The organism is Flectobacillus rivi (genome assembly GCF_030056655.1).
In the GTDB taxonomy this organism is placed as follows: domain Bacteria; phylum Bacteroidota; class Bacteroidia; order Cytophagales; family Spirosomataceae; genus Flectobacillus; species Flectobacillus rivi.
This window is the reverse complement of sequence record NZ_JASHIE010000002.1, coordinates 296,257-322,738: the sequence shown is the minus strand read 5'-3', so window position 1 is coordinate 322,738 and position 26,482 is coordinate 296,257. Positions and strand designations below refer to the sequence as shown.

Below are 26,482 nucleotides of genomic sequence, written 5' to 3'. Positions count from 1 at the left end.
TAGTTGGAGATTTGGGTTTTGCAAAATTTGCAAGTTTTATTGCGCTATTTGTTTACAAACTTAACATAAATTTTAAATAAACCTGCATTTGTTGCAATTAAATTCTGCAAATTTTTCAAATACTGAGTATTTATTCTCAATTATTGCAAATTTTGAATACTTTACCACTTCTAATAAGGATATAGAAACTTGGTCTTTTTGCTATATTTGCAAACCATAACCAACAACCTTCCTTGAATATGTCAGTTAACCTCCTCAAAAAAGAACGAAAAGATTTAATACTGAAGGAAATCAATGTTCATACCCGTGTAACATTCGCAGAGCTAGTGGATGTATTAAATGTTTCGGAAGATACCATTCGGAGAGATTTGAATGAGTTGGCCGAGGAGGGAGAGATTATAAAAATTAGAGGAGGTGCAATGTCAAAAGCCTATCATTATTCTTCTCAAGTAAAAGAAACCTATGCACACAACTCCAAACAAGAGATTGCTAGAAAAGCATTGGGGTTGTTGAAAGAAGGTATGTTGGTGCTCGTAGGCGGAGGAACTACCATTAGGGAGTTGGTCAAGCTCATTCCTGATACGCTTCGTATCACATTTATGACCGTGAATCCTTTGACTGCAGTAGAGTTGTTGGATAAACCTAATGTTGACATTATTATGGTGGGTGGTCAATTATCACGTTATAGTCAGATGGCAGTAGGAGGTGAGGTACATCAGCGTTTATCCGAAATGCGTGCAGATTTATGTATTATGGGAAGTAACGCTATTGATACACAAGGTGGATTTACAGATTCAGACTGGGAAACGGTATTGGTAAAAAAGGCGATGATTAAGGCCTCTAAAAAAGTGGCAGTGTTATCTATTGCTGAAAAATTAGATTCGGTCATGAAGATGAAAATTGCAGATTTATCAGAAATCAACTACTTGGTGACCGACCTAGACCCCAACGATGCCAAATTAGGACCTTATCAAAATAAAGGAGCAACCCTTTTGTAAGAAAAGAAGTAATATTCTCCAGCTATTCATCAAAAAAGCGGTTGGAAATTGATTTTCGACCGCTTTTTTGATAGTATTATGCTATGATTGACTCTGCTTTAGACGCAAAGCATTGCGTCTCTACAAATTAAAAAATAATAACTCAGTTAGGGATGAATCATGTTTATATCTGTAAGCATATTGCCATAAAAATGAAAAAGTTTGTATCGACTTTACTGAAATCCTGTTGTTTAAGCCGTAGGCGAGTTTAGGATTTCTTGACTTTCTTTTGTTACTTTTCTTGTGTCAAGACAAGAAAAGTAAGGAGTGGCGAACAGAAATTTTGTTCTTATAACAAATACAGAATAAATTTTTAAACATACTTATAAGTAAAACTACACGTTCTCCACCTTGGATTCAATCTTCTCTTTTACTTGTTTCAAGTTCTCCAATAAATGTTCACGCATTTGCACAAACTGCATAATTTCGGTGTGATTCTCCGAATATTTTAAGTTAGGGAAAAATAGTGATGGAAATAAAATAAACTCATGTAGCTGTGATTCAGGTTTTTTCCCTTGCTTTTTTACCGAAAGGGTAATTTTGGGAGCATTAAAATCACGATGTTGACTCGAAGAATCGATATGAATAGATTCGATATGTTCGAAAGGAATTTCTTTGGTAGAGGTTACTGATGTTCCAACGGTGTGAATGTGATATAGCTTCTGGTCTGAAAGTGCTACGTAAACAGCTCTCTTCTTTTTGAAAATACCGTTGATACTATCTCGTAAGTTTTGCAAACCTGACAATTGTGGATATTGTACCGATACTAGGGCATGAATAGGAGCACTAATTGAGTTACTAATGTGTGAAAACGAATCTAATACCTGAAATCTTTTAGCCATGTGAATATGTATGATTTATTAGGGTTGATTGTAAACGAAGTAAGTAATTCCCGAATGTTTGCGATTAGATGAAACCTCTCATTAAGAATGAATATCAAAACAACGGACAATTCAACTGATTTATGATAGTCAAATGAAAAATAAGGTTAAAATTACAACTAATGTGCCAAAATTAGTCTATCTATTCATAGAAAGAATTGCCATAATATTTATTCCAATAAAATCAATAGAGTACAACAATATCTATAATAATTTAACAGTTTTTAAGAACATATAATCAAAACTAATCTGTATCTTTACGACCATCAACTATAGACTTCTTTAAAAAGCTAGTAAAAAACAGACAATTTTGCGTACCATGAAAGCTTTTCGTTTATTCAAATGGATATTACCGCTAGTGCTATGGACAATAGCAATGAGTGGCTATGCCCATGACGGAAAAGTAAAAGGTAGCTATACTAAGGTAAGCAAGAGTGTTACAAAGTTTAGTAAAAAAAGAACATTTGGTCGTCATTTCGAAGTTGAGAATAATGTACTGCTTGATAACCAAGAAGAAAAAGATGAAAGTTCTGAGCGCTCTCACGGACTGACTTCTACTTCAGATTTATCAAGTATCGAACGTGCTATTATGCAAACATTACAACGTTCGGATGTTCCGTTTGTACCTCATTTATCCTTTTCAAAAAAGTTATTTATGCTTCATTGTGTCTATTTAATTTGAGAATAGCACACTACTCACTCGTTATATTTCCCTAAAAACTGTATTAAAAATCAACATTAGCCCATTGAGGTGCCAACAATGCAAGGACAAGTCCGTATAATCATTATACTGAAAAATTGATTTTGCATTGGTCTAAAAAGCTTAGATTGCTTATGTAATTAAGGCTCGCTAGAGAAGGGTAACTTTGCTTAAGGTGTTGTAAAACAAGTATGTAATGTGGTCTTGAACTACATTAATTCTATACGTACGTAATTTTGCTGACATTCGACTCAAATTTATTGCTTCTGTTTACTTCAATACTCTTTCCTGAATTCGGGCTGATTGTATGAAGCTTTCGCTTTAGAAACTCGTTTTGTTTCTGAATCGATAAGCATATAAGAAATAGTGCTAGTTAGTGTAGGTTTTATATAATAATCTACCTACTTGGTATAAATACCAAGAAAATACTAACAAAATATCGGTGCTTTGCTAAATAATCGAAGGCGTTATTACGTCGGATTTTATAAAAAATGCAAGTCACTCAATATTCGTTGGTTTTGTACTATTGCTTAATGTGTATGCGGGGGCATACATAATTTTTGTCCGTTTCATTTTAATCACTTGACTCAAAATTATGAAATCCTATTTGGTATGGATTTTCGGCTTGATGTGTAGTGCCAATGTGGCTTTGTCTCAAAGCCGTGATACATTGCGCCTAAACATTGACGAGGCCGAACAACAGTTTGTCAAAAACAACCTCACTTTGCTAGCGCAGAAGTATAACATCGAAGCTTCTAAAGCTGCAATCATTCAGGCGAAACTTTTGCCTAATCCTAACATCAACTACGAACAAGGGTTGAATACCATGAAGACAATCGCCAATGATGCGCCTATCGGTGCTTTTGGTGAAAGAACTTTACAGATTCAACAGTTGATTCTATTGGCAGGAAAGCGCAATAAACAAGTCAATGTTGCCAAAATCAATGCTGAAATCACAGATTATCAGTTTTTTGAAATAGCAAGAGGTTTGACCTATCAGTTACATGCTAGTTTTTATACAATACATTATTTGCAAAAAACATTAGCCACGTATGAACAAGAAATAGAAACCCTCAATAAACTTTTGAGTGCTTATTCGGATCAAGTAAATAGAGGTAATGTGCCACAAAAAGAACTGATTCGTTTGCAGTCTTTTTTGGTAAGTCTTGAAACAGAACGTTCCAATATTATTTTGGAAATTACTGATAATCAAGCCATACTTAAAGTGCTTTTGTCTGATACTTCCACCAAAACGGTGCATCCAGTTGTAGATGATAACGCTTTGGAACAAAAAAGTGCAGCAGGCTTACAGCTCAGTGAGTTAATCAACAATGCTACTGATAATCGTTATGACCGTAAGATTCAAGAGGCATCTGTACGATTAGCTTCAGCAGATTTGGCGTTGCAAAAAGCAATGGCAACACCTGATTTGACGATTGGCTATAGTTATGACCGTGCAGGTAGTTATCTCAATAATTACCACGGCTTGACGATTGCGATGGATTTGCCTGTGTTTAACAAAAATCAAGGAAATATCAAGATTGCTGAAAATACGATTCAAGCAAACAAACAAAATTTAGCACAAACCGACGTACAAATTAACAATGACGTTTTGCAAGCTTTGCTTAAAGCACAAGAAGCGGAACGTCTATATAAGACACTTGATAAAAACTATTTGCCAAGCTTTAATAAGTTGATTGATGGGGTAGTGCAAAACTACCAAAAGCGTAATATCACTTTATTAGAGTTTATGGACTTTTTGGAGTCGTATAAAATTACCGTTACGCAAATCAATACACTTCAAAATACAAGAATGCAGACATTCGAAAATCTCAATTTTGTAGTAGGCAAAAAAGTTCTTTAAGATTTAAACAGACATCACAATGAAAAAGCATATAAAGTATCTTTCAATTCTTGCAATCTCAACTTTGGCTACTGCTTGTAGCTCTTCACAGGCAGATAATGAATCAAAAGCAGAGGATCAGCCTTTTGAACTTTCACAACGCCTAAAGCAAGAATTGAGCTTGGCACCAGCAACCTTGGAGCCTATTCAAACACAATTGCAGTTGACAGGCAAAGTAATGCCTTACGAAGATAAACAAGTAAAAGTGTCACCTTTGGTAGATGGTGTTATCGAAAAAATCCATGCTAATTTGGGTGATTTTGTCAACAAAGGACAAACACTTGCTGTAGTTCACTCATCAGAGGTGGCAGACGTTGAAAATCAAACGGTTAGTGCTACTTCAGATTTGCTTTCAGCTCAGAAAAACTTGCAAGTACAAAAAGATATGTACAAAGCAGGTTTGGCATCAGAAAAAGACGTGACTTTTGCTCAAAACGATGTATTGAAAGCTCAAGGGTCATTGAAACGCGCCAAAGAAGTTTCGAGTATTTACAGTGTAAAAAATGCGTTTTATACCTTGAAAGCGCCAATTTCAGGTTATGTAATTGAAAAAAACAATGCCATTTCTGATAAAATGTCTTTCCACGAAGGCGAAACAGGAGCATTTTTTACTATTGCCGATTTATCTCAAATTCAAGTGGTAGCAAACGTGTATGAAGCAGATATTGCGAAAGTACATGTAGGCTCGCAGGTTGAAGTAAAGTTGATTTCATATCCTGACAAAGTAATCAAAGGAGTTGTCAACAAAATGAGTAATGCCCTTGATCCTGAAACTCGTACTTTACAAGTGCGTATCAATATGGCAAACCCTGGCTTTTTGATGAAACCAGAAATGTTTGCGCAAGTAAATGTGAGTTATAGCTCGTCAGATAGAAGTATTGCGATTCCTTCGTCGGCGGTAATTTTTGACCAAAACAAAAATTTTGTGGTTGTTTATAAGGATGCCAAGCATTTGGAAGTAAGAGAAATCCAGATTGCGAAACAAAACTCTAATAAAACTTATGTGATTTCAGGTTTGAAAGAGGGTGAAAATGTAATGAACAAAAACCAATTGTTGGTGTACAACGCATTGGTAAACTAATTCGCAAAGTGAAGTAATGGTGTTTTTCAACTGGAAAAGACTATTCAGCTTATGCAATAAATTGTTCAAAACAGTATTCTTATAAATCACTCATTCGGATGAAAAAGCTATTAGCGTTATCGCTCAAATATAAATTTGCAGTATTCTTTTTTACTGCTGTAGTAGTGATTGGAGGTATTTCGAGTTTTATCAATACCCCAATTGACGCCTTTCCCGATGTTACCAATACTCAGGTGACTATCATTACTCAATGGTCTGGGCGTAGTGCTGAAGAAATTGAAAAATTTGTAACCGCTCCGCTCGAAATCTCGATGAACGGGGTGCAAAAGAAAACTACTGTTCGTTCTACAACGCTATTCGGTTTATCTGTAGTAGTGGTTATGTTCGACGACGGTGTTGACAATAACTTTGCTCGTATTCAAGTCAATAATGCCTTGATGGGCGTTGAACTTCCTGATGGCGTAGAACCTGAAGTACAACCGCCTTATGGACCAACGGGCGAAATCTTCCGTTATACCCTTGAAGGTAAAGGAATGACATCTCGTCGTTTTAAGGAAATTCAAGACTGGGTGATTGACCGTAATTTACGCTCAGTACCAGGCGTGGCTGATATTGTAAGTTTTGGTGGTGAAGTAAAAACGTATGAGATTAGTGTAAATCCTAATTTACTTCAGGACTATAAAATTACTCCCCTAGATGTATTTACAGCTGTTGAGAAAAGTAATATCAACGTTGGAGGTGACGTAATAACCAAAAACAACCAAGCTTATGTGGTTCGTGGGATAGGTTTATTGAAGAATATCCAAGACATTCAAAATATCTTGGTCGATAATATCAATGGCGTACCTGTTTATGTAAAAACGGTTGCAACCGTAACGGAGTCGGCTCTGCCTCGTTTGGGTCAAGTGGGTCGTGGCGAAGACAACGATGCTGTAGAAGGTATTGTGGTAATGCGCAAAGGAGAAAATCCATCGGAAGTAATTCAAAGCTTGAATTTGAAAGTAGAGGAATTAAACTCAAAAATTCTTCCTAATGGTGTAAAAATCAAAACGTTTTATAATCGTCAAACGCTCCTAGATTTTTGTATCGAAACAGTAACGCACAACCTTATAGAAGGGATTGTTTTGGTAACATTAATCGTATTGATTTTCTTGGCTGACTGGCGTGCATCCTTGATTGTATCGATGATTATTCCGTTGGCTTTGCTGTTTGCGTTCTGTTGTCTGAAACTTCTTGGTATGAACGTAAACCTACTTTCATTAGGAGCGGTAGACTTTGGGATTATTATTGATGGTACCGTGGTGGTAGTCGAAGGGCTTATTGTGGTTTTGGCTCATCAAGCGGAGCATGTGGGGATGGAGCGCTTTAATAAATTGGCTAAAATGTCGATTATCAAGCGTACAGGTACGAGCATGGGTAAAGCGATTTTTACCTCAAAAATCATTATTTTGATTGCTTTGCTACCCATTTTTGCCTTCCAAAAAGTAGAAGGTAAAATGTTTACGCCATTGGCTTGGACATTGGGTTCAGCCTTGCTAGGTGCCTTGATTTTTACATTGACTTTGGTGCCTGTGATGGTAAGTATCTTAATGAATAAAAACGTAAGAGAGAAAAGTAATTTCTTAGTCGATGCTGTAATGAAGTATTCGATGAAGCTTTTCAACTACTGTTTTACGCATAAAAGATTTACTTTCATTACCACTGGTATTATTACGGTTGTAGGCTTTTGGACCTTAACTATTCACGGAACAGAGTTCTTGCCTCAACTCAACGAAGGCTCTATTTACGTGCGTGCCACAATGCCACGTAGTATTAGTTTGGACGAGTCTGTGCGTTATGCCAACGATATTCGTAAGGTATTTGAAGGCTTCCCTGAAGTTCGTCAGGTACTTTCGCAGGCAGGTCGCCCGAACGATGGTACTGACCCAACAGGTTTTTATAACGTCGAATTTCACGTAGATATTTATCCACAAAAAGAATGGGCTAGTAAGCTTACCAAAGCGCAGCTGATTGAGAAAATGGAAAACAAATTGAGCATTTTCCAAGGAGTTGTATTTGGTTTCTCGCAACCTATTATGGATAACGTAGAAGAAGCAGTTTCAGGGGTAAAAGGTTCAATTGCCGTAAAAATCTATGGAAATGACTTTGAGTTTTTGGAAGGTGAAGCAGAGAAAGTAGAAAAGGTATTGCGTCGTGTAAAAGGTATCGAGGATTTAGGTATTATCCGTAACCTTGGACAGCCAGAATTGCACATTGAGCTAGACCAACAGAAAATGAACTTCTATGGTGTACAAACAGCCGATGCTGATGCCGTAGTAGCCATGGCGATTGGTGGACAGACTGCCAGTCAGTTGTACGAAGGTGAACGCAAATTTGATATTCGTGTACGTTTCCAATCAGAATTCCGTAAGTCAGAGCAAGAGATTCGCAATTTGATGGTGCCATCTATGAGCGGTACTAAAATACCTATTAAGCAAATCGCAGAGGTAAAAACATTGACAGGTCCAAGTTTGATTTTCCGTGAAGATACCAAGCGTTTTATTGCTGTGAAATTCTCTGTTCGTGGTCGTGATATGGGTAGTACCATTGCCGAAGCACAACAAGAAGTGAAAAAAGTCATTCCTAACCTACCAAAAGGATACGACATGAAATGGAAAGGTGATTTCGAAAACCAACAACGTGCGTCTAAACGATTGGCGCAAGTAGTTCCTATTTCGATGATTGCGATTTTCTTTATCCTCTATGTAATGTTTGGTAGCTTGAGAGATGCAGGTTTGGTATTCTCTAATGTACCCTTTGCGATTATTGGTGGTTCGGTAGCCTTGTTGGTTACGCATACCAATTTCAGTATTTCGGCAGGTATTGGTTTTATTGCCTTGTTTGGTATATGTATTCAAAATGGGGTAATTATGATTGAGGTATTTAAAGAAAACCTCCATAAGAAAATGACCTTGCTCGACTCGATTACTGAAGGAGTCAAATCGAGGGTTCGTCCAGTAATGATGACCGCTATGATGGGTATTTTCGGGATGTTACCAGCCGCTACTTCTTCAGGTATTGGCTCAGAATCTCAAAAGCCTCTTGCAATTGTAGTAATTGGTGGGATGATTGGCGCAACTATATTGACGCTCTTTATTTTCCCATTATTCTACGAAAGAGTGTATAGAAATAAATAGAAATACAGAGATAAGGAAACATTTTCCTTAATCTTCTAAAAATATAACAAGCTTTTAGCTTAAAGACTAAATAATCTATTTGTCTGTTTAGGAATCGCTGCCGGCAATGCTGGCAGTGATTTTTCTTTTTTACAAAACAATATTCCTTTAAAAACTCTAATTTTGTAAGCTTGAATAGGAAATGACTGTAGGCGAGTGGGTACATTCAGAAAATGAATAGCCTAAAGCATAGTGCCGAGCATGTTAATGTCAACATACTTTCTATTCTTGATTAGTATTGTATAAAATTTAAGTGTTATATCTGTAGATACGAATTTGGGAGATTAACAATTCTTCTAAGTCCATAATCAAATAGCAGATATCCAAAATATTATCAACAATACCATCAACCAATTATATCGACCCCAAAATCTAGCAATTACATCAATACCATAATGGCAAGACCTTCAAAGAATACAGATACTGATAATAAACCCGCTAAAAAAGCAAACGAAACACCTCTCGCAAAACAGTATAATCAAATCAAAATCAAATATCCTGGCGCTTTGTTGCTGTTTAGGGTAGGGGATTTTTATGAAACTTTTGGAGAAGATGCCGTTACTGCTTCCAAAATTTTAGGTATTGTTTTGACTCGTCGCAACAACGGTACAGCCGATGACCAATTGGCAGGATTTCCACACCACTCTTTGGATACATATTTGCCTAAATTAGTACGTGCAGGTCAGCGTGTGGCCATTTGCGACCAATTAGAAGACCCTGCTACTGCCAAGGGTATCGTAAAACGTGGGGTTACTGAGCTAGTTACTCCTGGAGTATCCTTCAACGATAACGTGCTTGATGTGAAGCAAAATAACTATTTAGCTTCAATTTCTTTTGCAGGTTTTTCAAAAGATGTTATCGGTATTTCGTTCTTGGACGTGTCTACTGGTGAGTTTTTATGCTCGCAAGGAAGTGCTGCTTATATTGAAAAACTTCTACAGAGTTTTATGCCTTCCGAGGTATTGTATTGTAAAAAATACCGACAAGAGTTTACCCAACTTTTTGGCGACAAGTTCAATACTTTCGCTTTGGAAGAATGGGTGTTTACCTATGATTTTGCCTATCCTTTGTTGATTAACCATTTCAAAACCAATTCGTTAAAAGGATTTGGGGTAGAGACGCTCAATGAAGGCATCATTGCCGCTGGGGTAATTTTACATTATCTCGCTGAGACTGAGCACCGAGAAGTGGGACATATCGTTCGTATCAACCGTTTGGAGGAAGATAAGTATGTATGGCTAGATAAATTTACTATTCGCAACCTTGAGCTTGTTCATCCTCAACAAGAAGGTGGAGTACCTTTGATTAACATCATTGACCAAACCCATACGCCAATGGGTGCACGTTTGTTGCGCAAGTGGTTGGTGTTGCCACTTAAAGAAAAGTCTTTGATTCAGGAAAGATTAAATACCGTAGCATTTTTCAAAAAACATCTTGAACTAAGAGAGACGCTACAACAACATCTTAAGCAGATTGGTGACTTAGAACGATTGATTTCGAAGGTGGCGGTACGTCGCATCAATCCTCGTGAGATGTTGCAATTGAAAAAAGCCTTGTCACATATCGAACCAATCAAAGGGCATATCCAAGAGGCACTTTTGGATTTTGGTAATGATTTGGGAGCTGACGTTCTCAAACGCTATGCTGACCAGTTGAACCCTTGTCATTTTTTACTAGAAAAAATCCAGAAAGAACTCCGTGACGAAGTACCTATTGTCACCAATCAAGGGAATATGATTCGTGAGGGCGTCGATGAAGATTTAGATGCTTTATTGAAGGTGGCCTATTCTGGAAAAGACTTTTTGATAAAATTACAAAACCGCGAAATTGAGCGTACTGGTATTACTTCACTGAAGATTTCCTTTAATAAGGTATTTGGATATTATTTGGAAGTGACCAATTCGCATAAAGATAAAGTGCCTGTTGATTGGATTCGTAAACAAACTTTGGTAAACGCTGAGCGTTATATCACGCCAGAACTAAAGGAATACGAAGAAACAATTATAGGAGCTGAAGATAAAATCTTTGTCATCGAACAGCGTATTTTCAATGATTTGGTAAACGTAGCTAATGAATATGTCTTGCAAATTCAACAAAATGCAAGAATGATAGCCGTATTGGATGTGCTGACCAACTTTGCAAAAGTGGCAGAGAAAAATAATTATACGCAACCTAATGTAACTGATACTAAAATCCTCGAAATCAAAGAAGGGCGCCACCCAGTAATTGAACAGCAATTGCCATTGGGCGAAGCATACGTGCCAAACGATTTGCATTTGGACGATGCCGAACAACAGATTATTATCATTACAGGACCAAACATGGCGGGTAAGTCTGCCTTGTTGCGCCAAACAGCCTTGATTGTATTAATGGCACAAATTGGTTGTTTTGTCCCTGCTCAAGCAGCCGAAATTGGGATTGTCGATAAGGTATTTACCCGTGTAGGAGCCAGCGATAACTTGAGTAAAGGTGAGTCTACCTTTATGGTTGAAATGACCGAAACGGCAAGCATTTTGAATAATCTTTCGGACAGAAGCTTAGTCTTGATGGACGAAATTGGACGTGGTACAAGTACTTATGATGGGGTATCTATTGCTTGGGCTATTGCCGAATATTTGCATAATCACTCGCATTTCAGACCCAAAACGCTATTTGCTACGCACTATCACGAACTCAATGAGTTGACCACAGACTTTAAACGTATCAAAAACTTCAATGTTTCGGTAAAAGAAGTAGGCAACAAAATCATCTTTATGCGTAAGTTGATGGAAGGTGGTTCAGAGCACAGTTTTGGTATTCATGTAGCGCAATTGGCAGGTATGCCTGTGAGTGTAGTACATCGTGCCAACGAAATTTTGGCGGAATTAGAACGCAATCGTTCCAAAGAACAGCATCGCACTACCATAAAAGAGATGCCAAAACAGAATTATCAAATGAATATTTTTGAAGCAAGTAATCCAAAACTTGAAAAAATACAGGAAGCTCTTAAGAAATTAGATGTCAATACGCTCTCTCCAATAGAAGCCTTGCTGAAATTGAATGAGTTTAAAAAGATGTTAGAGTAGGGGGCAGCATAAAATTTCAAATGATTTTGCCGTTTTTAAAGCTCCGTAGGAGCGTCAGTATGGTAGAATAATTCTTTAAGAAAACCTTCTCTGAGCGCCGTAGGTGCGAAAGAAAGCAGATTATTTTGCAGTCTTTCGCACCTACGGCGCTCTGTAATGCCAGAGTAGAATGATTCTTTACTACCAAACTGTCGCTCCTACGGAGCTAAAGTAAATGATAGGTTTCTGAAAAATTACTAGTTCAAAACTTAGTCTTGGACTTATTTTTTTAACAGTTTATAAACTGACTAAAGAGCTCATTCCCTCAATCACTCAATATGTTATCCCCCACTTTTGTAATGAAACTTTTCTAACCTAACTTAATAGACAATTTCAAAATAAACCACATCGTTACCTTTAAAACAAACTCACAACACTATGCTCAAATACACATTAATTTTGCTTTTTTCTATCTTTCAAATTACACAATCAAATGCCCAAAGTGTTATCGTTTGGAGCGGAGAAAGTCCATTGAAAATCAGTGATTTTATGGCGAAGTCACCATCGAATAGTGGTAATTTATATGGATGTCAAGCCAGTTGCAGTATCGATTTTGGATTTCGTATGAGCGCAGCCTCGTTTATGTTGACCAAGAATTTTAATAATAAAGTTAAAGCAGTTTTTACTAGAAATACCTCTTACTTAGTGGCAAATACGGAGGAACAAAAACAGCAGTTGGTGGCCTATTCACAGTGTATTTTTGATGTGACAGAATTGTATGCTCGTAAATTTAGAAAGCGCTTATTTGAAGAGAAAAAAGCCTTTTCAAATAGCGAGTTTTACGCCAATGTCCAAGAAGAACTCCAAAAAGAACTTCAAGCGCGTGAAAACTACATTCAAACCGCAACCAAGCTAGGACAAAACACCGAAGAGTTGACTAAAATCAGAACGCAAGTACTAGCCGAAATTGCTGAACTTTCGGATTATTGTTACGACTGTAAGCCCAAGAAATAGTAGAAATGCTGCTAATTAAGAGACGCGAGGCATTGCGTCTCTATATAAATACTCCTTCATAAATTTTTCATATAGAATTAAACCAAGGTAATGGTTGAAAAATGTAAATTTGAGTTAGGCGAATACGCAAAGCCTCAAATTATACTTGTATGAAAATCGATGCATACCAAATATCGGAAGTCTTTAACCTCAAGAAGTTTAAACAAGACTATACCAGCGAACCTTCCCTTTACAACAATTCAGAATTATTCTATAAGCGTGAAGACGATACCTATATCTATTTATTGAGTTATGGATTAGTAGTTTTTGCGGGTGTGGGTGATTTGGAGAAAAGTGAATTTTTGAAATTTATCAAAAACTACGCAGAAGGACTCATTGAAGAAAAGTTTGAAGATGATTTTATCGTCCAGACAGACCCTTCAATTTCGGTTGTTCTCAAACATAACTCTATCACCGTATCTGAGCTTACAGATGATTCTATCCGTATCATTATGCTCAATATTGGTCAGTCTGTGGCATTGGATTATTATGAGGCGTTGACTTATAAAATTGCCACCAGCACTAAGCAAATGACCGATGAATTAGAGCATCATGGGCGTCTCAAAAGCTCCCAAAGTGAACTCCTGAAGTTTATTGGCAAAACCATCAATATCAAAAATAGTATTATCGATAACCTCTACATCTTTGACTCTCCCGAAGAGGCTTGGGAAAATGAACATCTAGAACGCATAGACAAGGGCTTAAAAAAGACATTCGACCTCAAAATGCGCTATCAAGACATTGAATACAAACTCAAAATCGTTCAGGAAAACCTTACCCTTTTCATGGAGCTAGTGCAAAATCGAGAAAGCACCCGCCTCGAATGGGTTATCATTATCTTGATTTTGATAGAAGTGTTTGACTTGATATTTACGAAGATATTTTAGGTGTTAAAGTAATAAAAGCAAAAGGGACAAAGTGTTTAAATGCTTTGTCCCTTTATTATTTTAGAGTTATTGACCGTATAATAAGCATTATTAAATTTTGTTAGGGACAGATAATGAAAATTTATATTTTTCAATGATATTATATATCTTTAAGCATGGCAAAACATAGATTTTTTCTTTAATAGATGACCTAAAACATTATTTGAAAAGAATTTAGAAATTTTAAGATTTAAGGGTACATCTGTAATAATGAATTATTTTGCTGCCAAAGCTATTTTGTAAATAAAGAAAACTTTGTAGCTAAACCTCAAATAATGTATGTAATTTTATATTAGTTGAAAATTACTATTTAAGAGTTGTAATTTTTTGATTAACAAAAATCTTTGATTTTGGTAAAGATATAGTGAAAAGTCTAAATTTATTAAAATAGATAAAACACTACACTTTATATATTTAATATTTTAGGTAAAATTAAAATGAGCATAGAACAAGGACTTAACACAAGACTTAAAAGCGACAAGCAAGTTGAAAGCCAACAATGGTTTCAAAAGCTTATTCAGACAGACCAGTATGTTGGTGATATCTACTCTATTAATTATGAAACAGCAAGGGTAATCATTCACGACTTTTATAGAGAAAAAGTTGGAGGAATACCAAGTTTAAGTTTTCTAATTGCAACAAGGGTTGATCCAAGCAAGGCAGACATAGACTTTAAAAAGGAAGATACTTCATTTGTTCTTCTACGGGTAATGGACGCAGCCGCTTTGCCGCAAGATAAAGAAGCAGAAAGAATAAGAGTTGAAACTGCACAAAGAATAAGTGGAGAAACAGAAAAACATTGGGATGATGCAGGGTCAATGGACTTGCGGACAAAAAATATTCTTGGTTTTGCAGGTGTTCAATGCCGAATTATAGGCACATTCTTTCTTGAAGAAAACGGACACAATGGAGAAAAACCTCTAAACCTAAAATTTGGAAGTGATATTTCTAATTATTACCCTAACAGGGGGTTGAAAGTTTATAAACCAAATGATAAAGCACTTGAACATATAGTTAATTACGCTGATCCGTCAAGTATTCTAGCTCACACAGAGAAATACGGAAATACAGAAAGAGTAAAGCTTGGGTTCGTTCGATATGCTTCGACAAATCGCAAGTATCAGGCAATAGATGATGTTCCAGTTTACATATATCCCGCGGACTTACTTTCTCAGAAATCTGCATTGTTCGGTATGACTAGAACGGGTAAATCAAACACCACTAAAATTATCGCGAAGTCAGTATTTGAATTACGAACAAATGAAAATCCAAACGATAGACCACTACGAATAGGGCAAATTATTTTTGACCCAAATGGTGAGTATGCAAATGAAAATGTTCAGGATAATAATTCTGCACTAAAAAATGTTTGGCAACTTTTGCCAAATGGAGTAAAGGCAAACGAAGTTGTTACCTATGGGATTACGAGACATCCAAATGACCCTGAGAGAACCTTAATGCTTTTGAACTTCTTTGAAACAAGTAATACACAGATTGGAAAAAGTATAATTGATAGCATTTTATCAGAAGATAGCACTAATTACATCAAACAATTTTGCCAAGTAAGCTTTGACGAACCTGACCCAAATGACCGTAGTGCAACTACACGTTATAACAGACGGTTATTAGCCTATCGTTCAGTATTAGCTAGAGCAGGTTTTCAAGTTCCATCAAGTTTAAGGGCAAGCACACGGGGGCTATTTAATCAAGATTTGATTACTGCCCTTCAAACGGGAAGAAATAATAATCCCCCAACCCCTGAGTATGTTTCAGCAGCACAAGTATTCTCAAATCCAAACCCTGCGTGGGGACAACTTGCTAATGCTTTTGAAGCATTAGATAAATTCATTCGAGACAGCAGTAGCAATTACACAACATTTGAAAATGCTTATGTAAGTCGTCCCAATGGCTCAGGCGACAGATGGGCCGATGAAGATTTGAAAAAAATCATTGGTATTTTTCAATATCCTAACGGAACTAGAAAAATCGGTAAAGCGGCAGAACAACATAGTGCAGACACAACAAGTGATTATGCTGAAGATATTTACAACCACCTTGTTCAAGGTAAATTGGTAATAATTGACCAATCAAGTGGTGAACCCGAACTCAACAAATCTTCTGCAACCAGAATAATGACAAAGATTTTCAAAGAAAATCAAAGAAAATTTGTTCAAGGGGAAACTAACATTTCTGAAATTTTGGTATATGTAGAAGAAGCACACAATATTTTGCCTGCAGGCAACGATTTAGACTTGTCAGACATTTGGGTTAGGACGGCAAAAGAAGGTTCTAAGTATCGCATCGGAATGGTTTATGCAACACAAGAAGTGAGCAGTATTCAAAAGAACATTCTGAAAAACACTGCCAATTGGTTTATTAGCCACTTGAACAACACTGATGAGACTAAAGAACTATGTAAGTATTATGACTTTGCAGACTTTGAACCATCTATAAGACGAGCACAAGACAAAGGATTTTTAAGAGTAAAAACATTAAGTAACCTATTTGTCATTCCTGTCCAGGTTGATAAGTTTGAAGTTTAAAACACTATCATTATGAGTTTTGAAGGAGAATTTGCCAGTTATGAGCCTTTGAGGCGGTTACTTGATAGTGAAAAAGTTAAAGCACTTCAAAACCGACTTAAAATAAGGCAACAAGAAGAAACAGAAGACTTTGAAGGTGCAATAGTCAATAAATCGGATTTGACTGAAAGCACTTTGCAACCTGATTTAGTTCTTGCCATTGATGGAAGCTATTTAGCTTCAAAAGCAGAAAATGGATTTCCAGGAGCTGAGTTTGGCTATGTAACAGTTGCTTCCGTATTAATCGACTTAAAGTTAATTGGAGAGCTAGAAAAAAAGGAATTTGTTGAACCAAAAAAATTTCGTGAAACAGAGAAGGCATCAACTATTGATAGTGTTTTTCCTGGCTGTAACGTAATTCTTGATGAAGAAAAAGATGCAAAAGCTTCTTTAAGGAGAGCATTGTTTGAAGAGCTAAAAAGTAACACTATTTTTACTGATGGAGAAACTTTGCTTGAAACATACGAACATCTTTTCAAGATAAAGCGTGAACATTTTAAGGAAAAGAATTTACCAAGGAGCCCAATCGAAGGAATTGAAGAAGAAATGACTTATGATTATGGGGAATATATTTGTCCTCATTCAGGTGAGTCACTTTTCTCAACTGATGCTTTGCGTTTGCACGAACTAATGAACACTGGAGGTAGTAATGGTGAAATGTTTGGACAAATTATGTCTACACTTGAAAAACTCTGGCTTGTTCACATTCTAAGAGCATTTGAAAGGAAAGGTTGGTTAGCAACACTTCGGAGAGTTGCTTTTGTAATGGATGGCCCTCTAGCTGTTTTCAGTACATCATCTTGGCTGACAAAAGTTATTAGCTACGAGTTAAGTAGACTGAATGACCTTCAAAAGAAGACGAACGGACAAGATCTTTTAATTATTGGAATTGAAAAATCAGGAACATTTTTTAACCACTTCATAGAGATAGATACCACCAAAGACGGGGTAACTGATAAATTTCCAAAACAATCTGCCTTGCTTTTAAATGACAATTATATAAAACGTAATATCATTTTTTCTGAAAGTACTAAACCGTATGGACAAGACACTTATTTTGGAAGAAAGCTTTTTTATAAAGCTGCGTCGGGTCAAAAAATTGTTCCAGTTGTAGCATGCTTTGATGACTATCAACGAAACATAGATACGGCATATATCAACCAATTTACAAGATTAGCTGATGTATTAAATTTGCTTGATCAACTTGTGTCTAACAGGTACCCAAATTCTATTTCACCATTAGTTTCAGCACACGCAGAAGCTGCAATTCCGTTGAATTTAGGTAGACGTATTTTTGAAGACATAGCAAATGAAATTAAAAAGAAATCAAGAGAATGATAACAAAGGAAAAAATATTAAAAGGTTTTGAAACAGCTGAAGCACGATGGGCAAGATTTGGACCATACTATGCTATGTTTCCTTTGGAATTTGCATTTGATGTAGTTGAGAAATATTCAGAGAAAGGCGATTATATCATTGACCCTTTTGCAGGCAGATGCAGCAGCATTTATGCTGGTGGTGTTTTAGGAAGAAATAGTTTAGGAATTGAAATAAATCCTGTTGGTTGGTTGTATGGAACTGTAAAACTTCAGCCAGCAGAGAAGGAGGAGGTTATAGACCGACTTCTTGAAATTTATGGAAAGAGGAATTATTACAATCGAGCTATTCAGCGAATGCCTGAGTTTTATCGCATTTGCTATTGTGATGAAGTTCTTAAATTCCTTTTAGCTGCCCGAAACCACTTAGATTGGAAGAATGATAGTGTTGATGCTACCTTGATGTCAATACTTCTCATTTACCTTCATGCAAAACTTGGAGAAGGACTTTCTAATCAGATGAGAATGACAAAATCTATGGGGATGAATTACTCAGTTCAGTGGTGGAAGAAAAATAAGATGACCACACCTCCTGAAATAAATCCTTGCGATTTTATTCTCAAAAAAATTAAGTGGCGTTATGAGAAAGGTAAGCCTAAAGTTACTGAAAGTGCCGTTGTATTTGGAGATAGTTCAAATGAATTAGTGAACATTGCAGAACGAGCAGTAGGTAACGATTTAAGGTTTTCATTGTTATTCACCTCACCACCTTATTGTTCAATTACAGATTATCACGCTGACCAATGGTTACGCCTGTGGCTTTTAGGTGGTTCTGAAAACCCACAATCACTAAAGGACAAACACAAAGGACGATTTGTTAATAAGCAAGAATATTACGAGTTGCTAGATAATGTATTTGGTCTGTGCTCTAAATTAATGAAAGTAAAAAGTACTGTTTACGTTAGAACAGACAAACGAGAATTTACATTTAAATCAACTCTTGAAATATTGAAAAAGCATTTTCCTTTTCACAAGGTTAAAATAGTAGAAAAACCATTGTCTGAGAATACAAAAACACAAACAAAACTCTATGGTGATAAGACCTTAAAGCCTGGGGAGGTAGATATTATTCTAACTAGAGAATCTTAATTGATATTTGTTAATAAAGTTCAAAGGAGACTACCACACAACCCATCTCTCAACTCTGTAGTCTCCTTTTTTCTCCTCAACCAACTATTTGACTTAAACCTCGACTGTAACGTTCGAGAATTTTAATGATTTATCTTCGTCCAATTCCATCATCACAATAGAATCTTTGCTTACGTAATGTCCAAGAATTTGTTTTGACAGTTCGTTCAAAATTCTTCTTTGCAATACACGCTTGAGTGGACGAGCTCCCATGGTTGGGTCATAACCTTCTTCAGCTAAGAATGTCAAGGCTTCGTCGGTAGCTTCCAGAGTGATACCCTGCTCTTTCAAACGGTCTTGGATTTGTTTGAACTGTATTTCAACAATCTTATGAAGGTTGTTTTTAGAAAGTGGCTCAAACATTACAATTTCATCCACACGGTTCAAAAACTCTGGACGAACCACTTGTTTCAATAAGCTCATGACTTCTTCTTTGGCTTTTTCCAAGATGATATGGTCATTCCAGCCTTCCATTTCTGCCAATTTTTCTTGAATAATATGACTACCAATGTTTGAAGTCATAATGATAATTGTATTCTTGAAATTGGCAATGCGGCCTTTATTGTCGGTCAAACGACCATCGTCTAGTACTTGCAAAAGGATATTCCAAACGTCTGGGTGTGCTTTCTCAATTTCATCGAGCAAAATTACACTGTAAGGTTTACGACGCACTGCTTCGGTCAACTGACCACCTTCATCATAACCTACGTATCCTGGAGGTGCTCCAATCAAACGGCTTACCGCATGACGTTCTTGGTACTCAGACATATCGATTCTGACCATCGCATTTTCATCGTTGAATAGATAATCAGCAAGTGATTTGGCTAATTCGGTCTTACCAACCCCTGTTGTACCCAAGAAAATAAATGAACCAATCGGGCGGCGAGGGTCTTGCATACCAGCGCGTGAACGACGCACTGCATCTGAAATAGCCTCAATCGCTTCCTCTTGTCCAGCTACACGTTTGCCTAGTTCTTCTTCCATGTGCAAGAGTTTTTCTTGCTCGGCACGCATCATTTTCGATACTGGAATGCCTGTCCATTTCGCTACAACTTCGGCAATATTCTCAGCTGTTACCTCTTCCTGAAGCATGGTGTTTTCTTCTACTTTCGGTGTTTGTAGCTCTTTGAGCTTGTTTTCCGCCTCAAGCAATTTACCATATCTTATCTCTGCTACCTTACCATAATCGCCAGAACGTTCTGCTTGCTCTGCCTCTAATTTCAAGCGATCAATATCTTCCTTGATTTTGCGAACATTATCGAGCACCGATTTTTCGGATTGCCATTTGGCCATCAAACCAGACTTTTTCTCAGTCAATTCTGCCAATTCACGACTGATAATGGTTTCACGCTCTTTATTATTTTCACGACGAATCGCTTCTCTTTCAATTTCGAGTTGCATGATACGGCGTTGTAAGTCGTCAATTTCTTCAGGAACAGAATCAATTTCCATACGCATTTTTGCAGCTGCTTCGTCCATCAAGTCGATGGCTTTATCAGGTAAAAAGCGATCTGAAATATAGCGGTTTGACAGCTCAACCGCTGCAATTACTGCATCGTCCTGAATGCGTACTCCGTGGTGAAGTTCATATTTTTCTTTGATACCTCTCAAGATAGAAATGGCATCTGTCACATCTGGCTCACCAACGTTTACGGCTTGGAAACGACGTTCGAGTGCTTTGTCTTTCTCGATATATTTTTGGTATTCCTTGAGCGTAGTCGCACCAATCGCATGCAATTCGCCACGTGCCAAAGCTGGTTTGAGCAAATTGGCCGCATCCATAGCACTATCGCCACCGCCTCCTGCGCCAATCAAGGTATGTATTTCATCAATAAACATGATGATTTCACCCTCTGCGTCGGTTACCTCTTTAATAACAGCCTTCAAACGCTCTTCAAACTCACCCTTGTATTTGGCCCCCGCAATCAACAAGCCCATGTCTAGGGTATAAATCGTTTTGCTACGAAGGTTTTCGGGTACGTCGCCCAATACGATTCTTTGTGCTAAACCTTCTACGATAGCGGTTTTACCTACGCCAGGCTCACCAATCAACATGGGGTTGTTTTTGGTACGGCGAGAAAGAATCTGTAAAACACGACGAATTTCTTCGTCACGACCAATCACTGGGTCGATTTTTCCTGATTTGGCTAATTCATTTAGGTTACGAGCATATCGTTCTAATGAACGATAGGTTGCTTCTGCATTTTGGTCTTTCACGTTGGTGTTACCTCTAAGTTCTTTAATCGCTGATTTGAGTGTATTTTCTTTGAAGCCGCTATCTTTCAATAAAGTAGCTACTGAATCTTTTCCTAAAAATAAGCCCATCAAAAGTAGTTCTACACTGACAAACTCATCCTCAAAATCTTTCAATAAGTTTTCGGCTTTTGTCAGAGCAGCGGCGGCGTCATTGGCCAAATAAGGTTGTCCGCCTGATACTTTTGGATAGGAGTTAACAATACTTTCAAGTTTGGCCAATAGGATATTTTCATTCACACCCATTTTCTTCAACAAAAAGCCCGAAGTATTGCCGTCTTCTTCAAGAATAGCTTTCAGCAAGTGCCCCGCTTCGATGGCCTGCTGACCATTACCCGAGGCAATCGTAGCTGCCTGCTGGATAATCTCCTGGGTTTTGGTGGTGTATTTATTAAAGTTCATATCAGTAGTTTTGTTTTGTCCTGATTTGTTTCATTTGCTAATTATTTATCAAATATGAATCCAATCCGTATAATCGGAAAAAATGTCTTATTTTGAATGATTTAGGGAATTTTTATCAGTCAAAATTTCAGTAGAATACCTCCAAATCAGCATTTATAATGTCATATTGTCTTTAGATTTGTAGAGGAATAAATTTTAGTATTAATGCTGAATTGCGATTGTATTTTGTAATATCTGTATTTTACAATAAAAATTTACTAACTGTTATTTGGCAAGATTACTCATGATTATAAGCACTGGTAATTAATTGAAAAGTTACATTCACAATTCACCATTCGCTCATTCATAATTAAACATTATCACTAAATCATTCATTCACAATTAATCATCATGCAACTCAGAAAATTTCAAACAGAACTTATTAGTGAAATCGGTCTTGGTACTTGGCAGCTAGGTAGTGCCGATTGGGGAAATGTAACTGAAGAGTCCGCCTTCGAAATCCTCAATCGCTTTGTGGATTTAGGAGGTAACTTTATCGACACAGCCGATGTATATGGTGGCGGTATTAGTGAGCAAGTTATTGGCAAGTTTTTGAAAACTCGTTCTGAAACACTGTATGTAGCGACCAAACTCGGAAGAAGAGGAGATAATGGAAACGGTTGGCCACAAAATTTTACGTATGAAGCCATTAGACGCCATGTAGAAGAATCTCTTCAAAATCTTCAATTAGAGCAGTTGTATTTGGAACAATTACACTGTATCCCAACCGAAGAATTGCAAAAAGGTGATGTTTTTGACTCATTAAGAAAACTGCAAGACGAAGGTTTAATTAAATATTGGGGGGTAAGCGTCGAGACGGCTGAGGAGGCTCTTATTTGTTTGGAGCAGGAAGGTTTGGCTTCTTTACAAATTATCTTTAATCTATTCCGTCAACATTTGGCAGACGAAATCTTTGCGAAGGCTCAAGAAAAAGGCGTTTCATTAATCGTTCGAGTTCCGTTAGCGAGTGGCCTATTGAGTGGAAAATATACCAAGGACACGACTTTTGCTACTACTGACCATCGTAATTATAATGCCAATGGGGAGTTTTTCAATGTTGGTGAAACATTTTCAGGAGTGGCTTTTGAACAAGGTGTAGAATTTGCTCAGAGCCTAGGAAATCTTATGCCAGATGAGCGTTTGGCACAATGGTCGTTGCGCTGGATTTTGGATCATCCAGCAGTTACCACGGTTATTCCTGGCGCTACCAAAATCCCGCAGGTAGAGTCAAACGTAAGTTCAAGCGATTTACAACCTTTATCTGCCGAAATTCATACAGCTTTGAGAGAGGTATATGATACCCAAATTAAGCCTGCGATTCGTGGCAAATACTAATGAAATAGCCTATGTAAATTTGTTAATATTTGTTAAAATTGGCTTTTTAGAAATATTTTTTTTAGAAAAAATAAGAGATTCTTATCGTAGAAAAAGAGTTGGTAAGATTTCTTTAAAAAGTGGGCTATCTCGACAGATAGCCCACTTTTTTGTACTAATCTAAGAAGTGTTACAAATTGAAAAAACTAAAATGTATATCAATAAAGTACAATGCCGTAAACTCATAAGTATTGTGCAAGCTTGTAAATGACAGGTTTTTACCGTAATTTTGCACTCCATCATCCAAAAAATAGACATGGTAAAATCCATTTTATTGCTTATTTTTTGTAGTGTAATTTCACTATCAATTGTAGCAAAAGATGCACGGTCATTTCAGGGTAAAGCTTCGTTTTATGCTCGTAAATTCAACGGCAGACGAACTTCAAGTGGCGAACGCTACAAAAATAATGGCTACACAGCAGCTCATCGTAGTTTGCCTTATGGTACCTTGTTGGAAGTAACCAACAAATCCAATGGCAAAAAAGCTGTGGTACGTGTAAACGACAGAGGCCCGCATAGAAGAAAAGTACTTTTAGACTTAAGTTATGCGGCTGCCAAAAAAATTGGAATAGTTAGAAGAGGTATAGGTAATGTACGTGTTAGGGTCCTCTCTAAACAAGAAATTCCAAATGCACTTTATGCAAGTGCACGCAATTAGGAACAATCTTTTCCTTTTATGAATCCTCATATCTTCGGGTATGAGGATTTTTTGTTTTTTAAGGTTCAAAGGGATAAGGCACAGAGGCACAAAGTGGTTTTAGGGGATAGGGGAGAGGGGTTAGTTAAGGAGTTTTTTGTTTTTTAAGGTTCAAAGGGATCAGGCACAGAGGCACAAAGTGGTTTTAGGGGATAGGGTTGAGGGGTTAGTTAAGGATTTTTTTGTTTTTTAAGGTTCAAAGGGATCAGGCTCAGAGGCACAAAGTGTGTTTTAGGGGATAGGGGTGAGGGGTTAGTTAAGGAGTTTTTTGTTTGGAGGTTCAAAGGGATCAGGCAAAGTGTGTTTTGGGAATAGGGGTTAGGGGATAGGGTTGAGGAGTTAGGAGATGAGTTGTTGTGAGGGGATTTTTTGATTTTAACATAGAAACTGTTTAAACTTTTCAAAAAACACATTTTATTGATTAATTCTTCGTCTTACTTTTTGTCTTGAAACAAAAAGTAACAAAAAATTCAAGAATTTATAAACTCGCTTCGCTCAAACAGTATAAATTCATTGCTTACGCAAGCAATTTTAAGAAAGTTTAAACAGCTTCATAGATAGAATCCCTTTTCCTAATTTTCAAACTATCAAATCTTCAAATTTATAAATTACAGCTATTCTTTATTAAATTTAGGGAGGATTTGACTTGATGCTTCCCCAAACACTGAGATAAAACACTTTGTGCCTTTGTGCCTTTGTGCCTTTGTGCCTTTGTGCCTTTGTGCCTTTGTGCCTTTGCCAAGCCAAGCCCTTCTTACCTCAAACGCTCCAAACTATAATGCAACGACGTAATTTTCTACAAAATCTTGTACTCGGTACAGGAAGCTTATCTGCCTTACCTTTTGCCAGTCAAGCTACTCAGCAAAATCTCCAGCGTATTCTTAGTTACGCACCCGAAAAGGATGTCACTACCGATGAAGATTATTGGGCGCAAATTCAGTTGGCCTTTTCTGCTTCGCCCAATTTGATTAATATGAGTAATGCTGGGGTAAGTCCACAACCTATTATGGTACAAGATGCCCTAACACATTACAACAAGCTGTGTAACGAAGCGCCAACCTATTATATGTGGCGAATTTTGGATGAAAACCGTGAGGCTGTTCGTAGCAAACTGGCAGATTTAGCAGGGTGTTCTCCTGAAGAGATTGCTATTAATCGCAATGCTACTGAGGCGTTGGATACGATTATTTTAGGTTTAGACCTACAAAAAGGCGATGAAGTAGTTATGTCTCTACAAGATTATCCTAATATGTTGCACTGCTGGCGACAGCGAGAAAAACGAGAAGGAATTGTGATTAAATATGTCAATCATGACCCATTACCTTGTGAGGATAAGGATTTATTAGTCAAAAGATATGTCGATTTGGTGACTGAAAATACGAGAATCGTTCATGTTACACACATGATTAACTGGACAGGGCAAACTTTACCCGTAAAAGCTATTTCCGAAGCGGTAAAAAAGAAAAATCCTAAGATTAAAGTAGTGGTCGATGCGGCGCATACCTTTGCACAAATTGCCTATAAAATCCCCGACTTAGGTTGTGACTATTTGGGCGCAAGTTTACATAAATGGCTTTGTGCACCTTTTGGAACAGGCTTACTGTGGGTCAAAAAAGAGCATATTGCTAGTTTGTGGACACATACCCCCTCAGATAATCCTTTGAAAGATGATATCCGAAAGTTTGAAGGACTAGGTACTCGTTCTTTTCCTATTGAAATGGCGATTGGTCACGCCGTGAATTTTCATAATGCTATTGGTACTGAAAGAATCCAAAAGAGGTTACAATATCTCAAAAACTATCTATTAACTCGTTGTATAGACTTGCCAAATTTTTATACCCAAACGTCTCTAAAACCCGAATTTTCTGGTGCGATAGCCCTCATAGGATTTAAAGGAATGACTTCCTCAGAGTTACATGGAGCATTGATGAAAAAAGCCAGAATTTATACCTCTCCCGTAACTTGGGAAAATATTGTGGGTGTGCGAGTCACCCCTCATATTTATACGCCTATCAAAGACCTAGAAAAGGTAGTAAAGGTGGTTCAAGAAATAGCTTTAGAACCAAAAAAGAATCATTGAAGCAAAGCAATATCAAGATAACATCAGAGAAATTATCGAAGCAATAACCTGTAAAGTTTTGAGATATAATAGTGTGCAATTGATATTGCCAAGCTGAAATCTGCTTGTTCAATACAATCCTTATGAATCAGTTTCAACGCGCTGAATCATTCGTTTTTGAAAATCCTGAAAGATGCTCGGATTACTATATAGTTTAGAGAACATAATGGCCCCTTCTAATTCCATAAGGGTTTGTTGTGCCAATATATGCGCTTGTTCTTGTGTGTGAAGTTCTTGATAAATAGCAGTAAAGCTTTGGATAATTCCATCCATGATGGTGGTAAGCAATACTCGAAACGATGGATAAATATTGGCCGTTTCTAAAATCGTATTTCCCAAAATACAACCCCCATTTTTGTGCACAATCACCTTACTTAAACCTTTCAGAAACAACTTCATTCGTTTAGAGGCAGGATATTGCTTGTGCTGGGCTAGGGGATAAACACTGCTTTTTAACTCGTAATCAATACTTTCAAGAATTTGCAACATTAATTCTTCTTTACTAATAAAGTAATGATAAAAGCTTCCCTTCAGCAGACCAACTTCCGCAGCGAGATCTGACATAGAAGTGTTGTGGTAACCTTTATTGCTGAACACGTTTAGGGCTTTGGCTATTATCTCATTTTTAGTAACTTTTTGAATAGGCATACTTGATGGCAAGATAGTTTTAGA

The 26,482-nt window shown here is 37.1% G+C and carries 17 protein-coding genes; 14 read left to right on the top strand and 3 right to left on the bottom strand.

Translation table 11 applies throughout. The features are described 5' to 3' along the window. The first annotated feature begins 239 nt into the window (after positions 1–239). Positions 240–998 carry a DeoR/GlpR family DNA-binding transcription regulator gene (locus QM481_RS03730; protein WP_095167504.1) on the top strand — a complete coding sequence of 253 codons (759 nt, stop codon included), beginning with the start codon at positions 240–242 and terminating at the stop codon, positions 996–998. A gap of 374 nt (positions 999–1,372) precedes the next feature. Here QM481_RS03730 and QM481_RS03725 read toward each other — a convergent pair whose 3' ends face one another. After that, positions 1,373–1,879 (bottom strand): hypothetical protein, encoded by a 507-nt coding sequence (locus tag QM481_RS03725; RefSeq protein WP_283380698.1) that lies wholly within the window; start codon positions 1,877–1,879, stop codon positions 1,373–1,375. Positions 1,880–2,237: 358 nt separating this feature from the next. Here QM481_RS03725 and QM481_RS03720 point away from each other — a divergent pair, with 358 nt between their 5' ends. The 10 genes from QM481_RS03720 (at position 2,238) to QM481_RS03675 (ending at position 18,887) form a co-directional block, all read left to right on the top strand. Next, a complete protein-coding gene (locus QM481_RS03720) occupies positions 2,238–2,600 on the top strand; it encodes a hypothetical protein (RefSeq protein WP_166551388.1) in 363 nt (120 codons plus the stop codon). 613 nt (positions 2,601–3,213) lie between these two features. Then, positions 3,214–4,482, top strand: coding sequence for a TolC family protein (locus QM481_RS03715; protein WP_283380697.1), 1,269 nt, complete (start codon positions 3,214–3,216; stop codon positions 4,480–4,482). Positions 4,483–4,501: 19 nt separating this feature from the next. After that, positions 4,502–5,602, top strand: a complete 1,101-nt coding sequence (locus tag QM481_RS03710; protein WP_166551386.1) for an efflux RND transporter periplasmic adaptor subunit — start codon at positions 4,502–4,504, stop codon at positions 5,600–5,602. A gap of 98 nt (positions 5,603–5,700) precedes the next feature. Then, on the top strand, positions 5,701–8,778 hold the full coding sequence (locus QM481_RS03705) for an efflux RND transporter permease subunit (protein ID WP_166551385.1): 3,078 nt from the start codon (positions 5,701–5,703) through the stop codon (positions 8,776–8,778). A 434-nt stretch (positions 8,779–9,212) separates the two neighbouring features. Beyond that, a complete protein-coding gene (gene mutS, locus QM481_RS03700; protein WP_283380696.1) occupies positions 9,213–11,882 on the top strand; it encodes a DNA mismatch repair protein MutS in 2,670 nt (889 codons plus the stop codon). Positions 11,883–12,299: 417 nt separating this feature from the next. Next, positions 12,300–12,875, top strand: coding sequence for a hypothetical protein (locus tag QM481_RS03695; RefSeq protein ID WP_283380695.1), 576 nt, complete (start codon positions 12,300–12,302; stop codon positions 12,873–12,875). Between the two features lie 149 nt (positions 12,876–13,024). Continuing rightward, positions 13,025–13,801: an RMD1 family protein gene (locus tag QM481_RS03690; RefSeq protein WP_166551382.1), complete on the top strand. Its 777-nt coding sequence runs from the start codon at positions 13,025–13,027 to the stop codon at positions 13,799–13,801. 476 nt (positions 13,802–14,277) lie between these two features. After that, a complete protein-coding gene (locus QM481_RS03685) occupies positions 14,278–16,383 on the top strand; it encodes a helicase HerA domain-containing protein (RefSeq protein ID WP_283380694.1) in 2,106 nt (701 codons plus the stop codon). A gap of 12 nt (positions 16,384–16,395) precedes the next feature. Beyond that, on the top strand, positions 16,396–17,760 hold the full coding sequence (locus QM481_RS03680) for a DNA double-strand break repair nuclease NurA (RefSeq protein ID WP_283380693.1): 1,365 nt from the start codon (positions 16,396–16,398) through the stop codon (positions 17,758–17,760). Then, entirely contained in the window at positions 17,757–18,887 is a 1,131-nt protein-coding gene (locus tag QM481_RS03675; protein ID WP_283380692.1) for a DNA methyltransferase, read from the top strand. Before QM481_RS03680 ends, QM481_RS03675 begins: the two co-directional genes overlap by 4 nt. A gap of 93 nt (positions 18,888–18,980) precedes the next feature. On the opposite strand, the gene clpB is transcribed toward QM481_RS03675, so the two are convergent. Then, entirely contained in the window at positions 18,981–21,581 is a 2,601-nt protein-coding gene (gene clpB / locus QM481_RS03670) for an ATP-dependent chaperone ClpB (protein WP_283380691.1), read from the bottom strand. A 390-nt stretch (positions 21,582–21,971) separates the two neighbouring features. Here clpB and QM481_RS03665 point away from each other — a divergent pair, with 390 nt between their 5' ends. From QM481_RS03665 to QM481_RS03655, 3 genes are all read left to right on the top strand, one after another. Continuing rightward, complete coding sequence (locus QM481_RS03665; RefSeq protein ID WP_283380690.1) at positions 21,972–22,955, top strand: aldo/keto reductase; 984 nt, start codon at positions 21,972–21,974, stop codon at positions 22,953–22,955. A gap of 295 nt (positions 22,956–23,250) precedes the next feature. Continuing rightward, a complete protein-coding gene (locus tag QM481_RS03660; RefSeq protein WP_095167487.1) occupies positions 23,251–23,652 on the top strand; it encodes a septal ring lytic transglycosylase RlpA family protein in 402 nt (133 codons plus the stop codon). Positions 23,653–24,469: 817 nt separating this feature from the next. Continuing rightward, entirely contained in the window at positions 24,470–25,771 is a 1,302-nt protein-coding gene (locus QM481_RS03655) for an aminotransferase class V-fold PLP-dependent enzyme (RefSeq protein WP_283380689.1), read from the top strand. 120 nt (positions 25,772–25,891) lie between these two features. Here QM481_RS03655 and QM481_RS03650 read toward each other — a convergent pair whose 3' ends face one another. Then, positions 25,892–26,458, bottom strand: coding sequence for a TetR/AcrR family transcriptional regulator (locus QM481_RS03650; protein ID WP_166551375.1), 567 nt, complete (start codon positions 26,456–26,458; stop codon positions 25,892–25,894). Positions 26,459–26,482 lie beyond the last annotated feature (24 nt).

Excerpts from the sequence above, each read along its gene's own strand:
- clpB (WP_283380691.1), bottom strand. The coding sequence starts at position 21,581 with ATGAACTTTAATAAATACACCACCAAAACCCAGGAGATTATCCAGCAG.
- QM481_RS03655 (WP_283380689.1), top strand. The coding sequence starts at position 24,470 with ATGCAACGACGTAATTTTCTACAAAATCTTGTACTCGGTACAGGAAGC.
- QM481_RS03720 (WP_166551388.1), top strand. The coding sequence starts at position 2,238 with ATGAAAGCTTTTCGTTTATTCAAATGGATATTACCGCTAGTGCTATGG.
- QM481_RS03730 (WP_095167504.1), top strand. The coding sequence starts at position 240 with ATGTCAGTTAACCTCCTCAAAAAAGAACGAAAAGATTTAATACTGAAG.
- QM481_RS03685 (WP_283380694.1), top strand. The coding sequence starts at position 14,278 with ATGAGCATAGAACAAGGACTTAACACAAGACTTAAAAGCGACAAGCAA.
- mutS (WP_283380696.1), top strand. The coding sequence starts at position 9,213 with ATGGCAAGACCTTCAAAGAATACAGATACTGATAATAAACCCGCTAAA.
- QM481_RS03705 (WP_166551385.1), top strand. The coding sequence starts at position 5,701 with ATGAAAAAGCTATTAGCGTTATCGCTCAAATATAAATTTGCAGTATTC.
- QM481_RS03660 (WP_095167487.1), top strand. The coding sequence starts at position 23,251 with ATGGTAAAATCCATTTTATTGCTTATTTTTTGTAGTGTAATTTCACTA.
- QM481_RS03715 (WP_283380697.1), top strand. The coding sequence starts at position 3,214 with ATGAAATCCTATTTGGTATGGATTTTCGGCTTGATGTGTAGTGCCAAT.
- QM481_RS03725 (WP_283380698.1), bottom strand. The coding sequence starts at position 1,879 with ATGGCTAAAAGATTTCAGGTATTAGATTCGTTTTCACACATTAGTAAC.
- QM481_RS03690 (WP_166551382.1), top strand. The coding sequence starts at position 13,025 with ATGAAAATCGATGCATACCAAATATCGGAAGTCTTTAACCTCAAGAAG.
- QM481_RS03675 (WP_283380692.1), top strand. The coding sequence starts at position 17,757 with ATGATAACAAAGGAAAAAATATTAAAAGGTTTTGAAACAGCTGAAGCA.
- QM481_RS03695 (WP_283380695.1), top strand. The coding sequence starts at position 12,300 with ATGCTCAAATACACATTAATTTTGCTTTTTTCTATCTTTCAAATTACA.
- QM481_RS03680 (WP_283380693.1), top strand. The coding sequence starts at position 16,396 with ATGAGTTTTGAAGGAGAATTTGCCAGTTATGAGCCTTTGAGGCGGTTA.
- QM481_RS03710 (WP_166551386.1), top strand. The coding sequence starts at position 4,502 with ATGAAAAAGCATATAAAGTATCTTTCAATTCTTGCAATCTCAACTTTG.
- QM481_RS03665 (WP_283380690.1), top strand. The coding sequence starts at position 21,972 with ATGCAACTCAGAAAATTTCAAACAGAACTTATTAGTGAAATCGGTCTT.
- QM481_RS03650 (WP_166551375.1), bottom strand. The coding sequence starts at position 26,458 with ATGCCTATTCAAAAAGTTACTAAAAATGAGATAATAGCCAAAGCCCTA.